The sequence below is a fragment of the Planococcus sp. CAU13 genome, assembly GCF_000775575.1.
Lineage (GTDB): Bacteria > Bacillota > Bacilli > Bacillales_A > Planococcaceae > Planococcus.
This window is the reverse complement of the sequence record NZ_JRGN01000257.1, coordinates 1-5,870: the sequence shown is the minus strand read 5'-3', so window position 1 is coordinate 5,870 and position 5,870 is coordinate 1. Positions and strand designations below refer to the sequence as shown.

Sequence of the window (5,870 nt, the reverse complement as noted above, 5' to 3'; positions counted from 1 at the left end):
GTTAAGCTCTGAAAGGCATAAGACGGAACAGCGAAGTGGCCTTGGCCACGCAGCTGTATCGGCTTATGACCCGAACAGCTGGGTCGCCGGAGTCTAGACAGATAAAACGAAATGCAAAAGGAGGTCCCGATATGGGGCCTCCTTTTTTGTTTGTTCTATTATATTGCCTAGTTCAGCATCTTCTTCTCGAAGCGGTTGATGTCCGCGTCTGAGCCGATGATGATCAGGATATCCTGGAGCTCAATTTCCATATCCGCCTGCGGCGAAACGATGATATCCTTGCCGCGCTTGACGGCTACAATATTGATGCCGTATTTTGCCCGGATATCAAGGCCGATAAGCGTATAGCCTGCCAGTTTTTCATTTGCCTTCACTTCCATGATTGAATGCTCATCCGACAGCTCCAGATAATCCAGCACATTATTGGACAGCATATTATGCGCAATACGGATTCCCATATCACGTTCCGGATGCACGACCTTGTCGGCTCCGATTTTATCCAGTACTTTCGCATGATAATCATTTTGTGCTTTCACCGTAATTTTCTTCACGCCGATTTCCTTCAGCATCAATGTCGTCAGGATGCTGGCCTGAATATTTTCTCCGATTGCCACAATAACATGTTCAAAATTGCGGACACCCAAAGATTTCAGCACAGCTTCATCGGTCGTGTCAGCCACCACCGCCTGCGTGGCGATGCCCGCAAATTCATCCACCCGCTCCGTATCAATATCAATTGCCATGACATCTGCATCCTGTTCGATCAATTCGCGGACAATGCTGCCCCCGAACCTGCCAAGTCCTATAACCACAAATTCCTTTTTCATGTCCATCCTCCAGCCTCTTGCCATGATTACAGTCTATCACAATTTTTCACGCATTAAAAAACCCCGCTTATCGGCGAGGGTCAAGAGGTCGTTTCGGTCGGTTCTCACAATATTCACAGTCGGTATCCGTACAGGCTTCTTCACGCCATTCATTGCAGCCGGCGCAATAACTTGCATCAAATTCATCGTCAAAAGTCAATGGTGACAGACAGTGGTGGCAATAGGTATGGACTTCCATCCAGTTGATGAGCTTCTTGTTGGCCATAAGATACAGCCCCTGCTCATCCTGCTTATAATTCATAATAGATGATTTTTGCGCTGCCCGATCTTTCGGATCCAGGAAAAAATTCATTTTGTCATTCATGTGTGTCACTCCTAAATTAGTGGACAGGCTGTTTTTAGCCCAGATGTATGCCTCATTTATAAATAGTGTTTTAATTATAATAAAATAATCTTTTTGCACTTTCTCTATAATAGTAAAAACACCTGGTACATTGCAATAGATACAGACCAATTAAATTAATTATTTTTTACTTTAATTTTTACTGTAATGATTGCATTATACTAAATAATCATAGTAAACTATGAGTGTATTTTAACTAAACTTTAGAAACTGAAAGTTTGCTGCCGATAAACCGTTTTTACAAATAAATGGAGGAATCCACATGGACATTGGTTCTAAAATCAAAAGTCTCCGCTTAAAAAATGGATTGACCCAGGAAGAATTAGGCGAGCGCACGGATTTGAGCAAAGGCTTTATTTCCCAGCTGGAACGGGACATGAATTCACCATCGCTTGAAACATTTTTTACGCTGCTCGAAGTTTTGGGCACAACTCCAAAGGAATTTTTTGAAGACGGCGAGTCTCCGCAGGTTATCTACTCATCCAAAGACCACCGTGTCTATAAGGATGAGGAAGTCGGTTATGAAGTCGACTGGCTCATCCCCACTTCCTATAAGAAGGAAATGGAACCAATCTACCTGACTCTTTCCGAGGAAGGGCAATATAAACAATTTGAACCCTCCCAGGCAGAGACCTTCATCTATGTTTTTGAAGGCAAAGTCCGGCTTGTGCTGGGGCAGGAAGAATATATTGCTGTAGCCGGAGATTCCATCTATTACGAAGCATCACAGCATCACCAGCTTTTCAATGCCGGAAAAGGCAAATGCGAAATGATCATCAGTGCGACCCACTCATATTTATAATTCAGGAGGTAATGTCATGTCCGGAGATTCAATCATCCGTTTCGAGAACGTAACACAAATTTATGAAGGGGCCGGCAATGTGCTGAATAATGTCAGCTTTGAACTCGAGCGCGGAAAGTTCTATACATTGCTCGGACCGTCGGGCTGCGGTAAAACAACCATCCTTCGTCTAATTGCAGGGTTCATCAAGCCGACAAAAGGCGATATCTATATTGAAGGTGAAATCGTCAACGATTTTCCTGCCAATGAACGGCAGGTAAATACCGTATTCCAGGATTATGCCCTGTTTCCGCATTTGAATGTTTTTGAAAACGTGGCATTCGGCCTGCGCATCAAAAAGCTGAAGAAAGCGGAAATCGAGCAACGCGTTCTTGAAGCGCTTGAATTCGTTAATCTCCACGGCTATGAAAGACGCAATATTGATGAAATGTCCGGAGGCCAGCGTCAGCGGGTTGCCATTGCACGCGCCATCGTCAATGACCCGGAAGTGATCCTGCTGGACGAACCGCTGTCCGCACTCGATTTGAAATTGCGCACAGAAATGCAGTATGAATTGCGCGAGCTGCAGCAGCGCCTTGGAAAAACCTTCATCTTCGTTACGCATGACCAGGAAGAAGCACTCGCTATGTCCGACGAAATCTTTGTCATGAAGTCCGGGGAAATTCAGCAAAGCGGGACACCGATGGATATCTACGATGAACCGATCAACCGTTTTGTCGCGGATTTCATCGGCGAATCCAATATCGTCGATGCAGTGATGATCGATGACTATCGTGTGCGCTTCGCCAACCAGGAATTTGAATGCGTCGATAAAGGCCTGAACAAAAATGAGAAAGTGGAAATCGTCATCCGCCCGGAAGATCTTCACATCAGCCGTCTGGAAAGAGGAAAAATTACGGTGACTGTTGACAGCCAGCTGTTCCGTGGTGTCCATTATGAAATTTCGACAGTCGATGAAGTCGGCAATGAATGGCTCGTGCACTCTACAAAGAAAGTGGAAGTCGGATCAAGGATCGGCCTCGATTTTGAACCTGAAGCCATCCACGTCATGCGCCTGAATGAATCGGAAGAGGCTTTTGACGCAAGACTGGAAGCTTATGGAGCAGCAGGCTATGAAAAATAATTCGACCAATCCCTTTTACCTGATTCCGTATTACCTTTGGATTGTGCTGTTTGTCATCTCGCCGATCGCGCTGGTCCTGTACTTTTCATTTTTTGATATTGCCGGCAACCTGACACTGGACAATTACAGGAACTTCTTTTCTTCCGTCTATCTGCGCCTGACGCTGAGTTCTTTCTGGTACGCGTTTCTCATTACATTGATCTCGCTGCTGGTGGCGTATCCGACAGCTTATTGGCTAACGAAAACGAAACATAAACAATTATGGCTCCTGCTGATCATCATTCCTTCATGGATTAATCTGCTCTTGAAAGCTTATGCGTTCATCGGAATTTTCGGCCTGTATGGACCCGCCAATAACCTGCTCGCTGCCATCGGCTCAGAGCGCCTGCAGATCCTGTTCACGGATTTCAGTTTTATCTTTGTAGCCGTATATATCTTCATCCCGTTCATGGTGCTGCCGATCTTCAACTCACTTGACCGCATCAACCCTGCTTTAATTGATGCTTCAAGAGATTTGGGCGCCTCATCCTGGACGACTTTCACGCGCGTCATTTTCCCGCTCGCGATCAATGGAGTGAAAGCCGGTATCCAGGTGGTCTTCATCCCAGCCCTGTCGTTATTCGTCATCACAAGGCTCATCGCAGGGAATAAAGTCATCACTCTTGGAACAGCGATTGAACAGCAATTCCTTGTAACCCAAAACTGGGGCATGGGCTCAACTATTGCCGTCTTCCTGATTCTGTTCATGATTATTGTCATGATGGTTACCGGTGAAAAAGGAGGTACGGTCAATGGGAAAATTAAGTAATGCCGCCAGAATCTACCTGGCTCTGGTCTTTATCATCCTTTACGCACCGATTTTTTACCTGATTTTCTACTCATTCAACAGCGGCGGCACGATGTCGAGCTTTGATGGATTCACACTTGAGCATTACGCGGCAGTGTTCAATGACACGCGCCTGATCATCATTGTATTGAATACTGTTATCGTCGCTTTGCTGTCCGCGTTGATTTCAACGGCAATTGGCGTGCTCGGCGCCATCGGAATCGTCTTTTTGCGTAACCGCAAAATGCGCAATGCCGTTTTGTCGCTGAACACGATTCTGATCGTCAGTCCGGATGTCATCATCGGCGCGTCTTTCCTGATCCTGTTTACGATGATTGGCGTCAAGCTCGGATTTGCGTCGGTGCTGATTTCCCACATCGCCTTCTGCATTCCGATCGTGGTCATCATGGTGCTGCCGAAGTTGATGGAAATGAGCGATTCCCTGATCGATGCAGCAACCGATCTCGGGGCCTCAAAACGCGACATTCTGACAAGAGTCATCCTGCCATATATCAAGCCGGGCATATTCGCCGGATTCTTTTTGGCCCTGACATATTCACTGGATGATTTCGCTGTCACCTTCTTTGTAACAGGCAATGGCTTTGCGACGCTTTCCGTTGAAATTTACTCGATGGCACGTGCCGGCATCACGCTCACGATCAATGCCCTGTCCGCTCTGATATTCTTAGTGACTCTCGGACTTGTGCTCGGCTATTATATCTTCAGCAACCGCGCACGCATGACCGTCCGACCACCAGGAGGAGGCAACTGACCATGAAAGACCTAATACGCGCAAGCCTTGCAATCATCGTGATTTCGGGAATCCTGATGTACGCTGTTTCCGTGCTGGAAAGTTCTTCTTCTGCAGGAGGAGGCGGCACTATCACGGTGTTCAACTGGGGCGAATATATTGACCCTGAACTCGTCAGCCAATTTGAAGAAGAAAGCGGCATTACTGTCGTCTATGAAACTTTTGATTCCAATGAAGCGATGATGACAAAAATAGAACAGGGCGGTACCAGCTATGATGTTGCGATGCCGTCTGAATATGCAATCGAAAAAATGAAGGAAGCCGGTCTTCTGCAACCCATTGATCTGACTAAAATCACAAATCTTGAAAATATCGACCCTTATTTTCTGGATCTTTCTTTCGATCCCGGCAATGAATATTCCATTCCTTATTTCTGGGGAACGGTCGGCATCGCTTTCAACCCGTCTTTACTGGAAGGCCAGACATTCGAAAGCTGGGATGATCTCTGGGATCCGACACTTGAGCAGGAAGTCATTCTTGTGGACTCTGCCCGTGAAGTGATCGGCATGGGACTCAACAGCCTGAGCTATTCCCTCAATTCCAAAGACTTGGGCGAACTTCGTGAAGCAACCGATAAACTGAAAACGCTTGGGCCAAATGTAAAAGCCATTATCGGCGATGAAATCGTGGAAATGATGCGCCGTGAAGAAGCCGCTGTCGCACTTACCTGGTCCGGGCAGGCGGCCGATATGATGTATATTAATGAAAACATTGACTACTCTATACCGGAGGAAGGCTCAAACTTATGGTTTGATAATATGATCATTCCTGCTACCGCAGACAATGTCGACGGAGCACATGAGTTCATCAACTTCATGCTAAATGCGGAAGTGGCAGCACAAAATGCTGACTATGTAGGCTATTCCACGCCAAACCAGGCGGCAATGGGATTGATGGATCCGGAAATAACGGGTGATGAGCGCTTCTACCCGACAGAAGAAATGCGCGAACGCCTGGAAGTATACGAGAACCTCGGACTTGAGATGCTGGGCATCTACAATGAATTATTCCTTGAATTTAAAATGGATATGGAAAAGTAAGCTAAAGGTGAGTCTGGCAAAATAATATGCCAGGCTCA

Annotated in this window: 7 protein-coding genes; 5 read left to right on the top strand and 2 right to left on the bottom strand. The window is 46.3% G+C overall.

What is annotated here, in order from left to right; translation table 11 throughout:
• Nucleotides 1-167: 167 nt before the first annotated feature.
• Nucleotides 168-827 carry a potassium channel family protein gene (locus KW93_RS12445; protein WP_033543351.1) on the bottom strand — a complete coding sequence of 220 codons (660 nt, stop codon included), beginning with the start codon at nt 825-827 and terminating at the stop codon, nt 168-170.
• 67 nt (nt 828-894) lie between these two features.
• On the bottom strand, nt 895-1,191 hold the full coding sequence (locus KW93_RS12440; RefSeq protein ID WP_033543350.1) for a hypothetical protein: 297 nt from the start codon (nt 1,189-1,191) through the stop codon (nt 895-897).
• A 301-nt stretch (nt 1,192-1,492) separates the two neighbouring features.
• On the opposite strand from KW93_RS12440, the gene KW93_RS12435 reads away from it, so the two are divergent.
• Genes KW93_RS12435 through KW93_RS12415 form a run of 5 tightly spaced genes read left to right on the top strand, consistent with a single transcriptional unit; the run spans nt 1,493 to nt 5,832 of the window.
• Nucleotides 1,493-2,032, top strand: coding sequence for a helix-turn-helix domain-containing protein (locus KW93_RS12435; RefSeq protein ID WP_033543349.1), 540 nt, complete (start codon nt 1,493-1,495; stop codon nt 2,030-2,032).
• Nucleotides 2,033-2,048: 16 nt separating this feature from the next.
• On the top strand, nt 2,049-3,155 hold the full coding sequence (locus KW93_RS12430; protein ID WP_033543348.1) for an ABC transporter ATP-binding protein: 1,107 nt from the start codon (nt 2,049-2,051) through the stop codon (nt 3,153-3,155).
• The gene (locus tag KW93_RS12425; protein ID WP_033543347.1) at nt 3,145-3,963 is read left to right on the top strand and encodes an ABC transporter permease; all 819 of its coding nucleotides are present in this window, start codon (nt 3,145-3,147) and stop codon (nt 3,961-3,963) included. The genes KW93_RS12430 and KW93_RS12425 overlap by 11 nt, the downstream gene beginning before the upstream one ends.
• Complete coding sequence (locus tag KW93_RS12420) at nt 3,947-4,753, top strand: ABC transporter permease (protein ID WP_033543346.1); 807 nt, start codon at nt 3,947-3,949, stop codon at nt 4,751-4,753. The genes KW93_RS12425 and KW93_RS12420 overlap by 17 nt, the downstream gene beginning before the upstream one ends.
• Before the next feature lie 2 nt (nt 4,754-4,755).
• Complete coding sequence (locus tag KW93_RS12415; RefSeq protein ID WP_033543345.1) at nt 4,756-5,832, top strand: ABC transporter substrate-binding protein; 1,077 nt, start codon at nt 4,756-4,758, stop codon at nt 5,830-5,832.
• Nucleotides 5,833-5,870: the final 38 nt, after the last annotated feature.

Coding starts and splice junctions, on each gene's coding strand:
- KW93_RS12415 (WP_033543345.1), top strand. CDS start 4,756: ATGAAAGACCTAATACGCGCAAGCCTTGCAATCATCGTGATTTCGGGA.
- KW93_RS12430 (WP_033543348.1), top strand. CDS start 2,049: ATGTCCGGAGATTCAATCATCCGTTTCGAGAACGTAACACAAATTTAT.
- KW93_RS12445 (WP_033543351.1), bottom strand. CDS start 827: ATGAAAAAGGAATTTGTGGTTATAGGACTTGGCAGGTTCGGGGGCAGC.
- KW93_RS12435 (WP_033543349.1), top strand. CDS start 1,493: ATGGACATTGGTTCTAAAATCAAAAGTCTCCGCTTAAAAAATGGATTG.
- KW93_RS12420 (WP_033543346.1), top strand. CDS start 3,947: ATGGGAAAATTAAGTAATGCCGCCAGAATCTACCTGGCTCTGGTCTTT.
- KW93_RS12425 (WP_033543347.1), top strand. CDS start 3,145: ATGAAAAATAATTCGACCAATCCCTTTTACCTGATTCCGTATTACCTT.
- KW93_RS12440 (WP_033543350.1), bottom strand. CDS start 1,191: ATGAATGACAAAATGAATTTTTTCCTGGATCCGAAAGATCGGGCAGCG.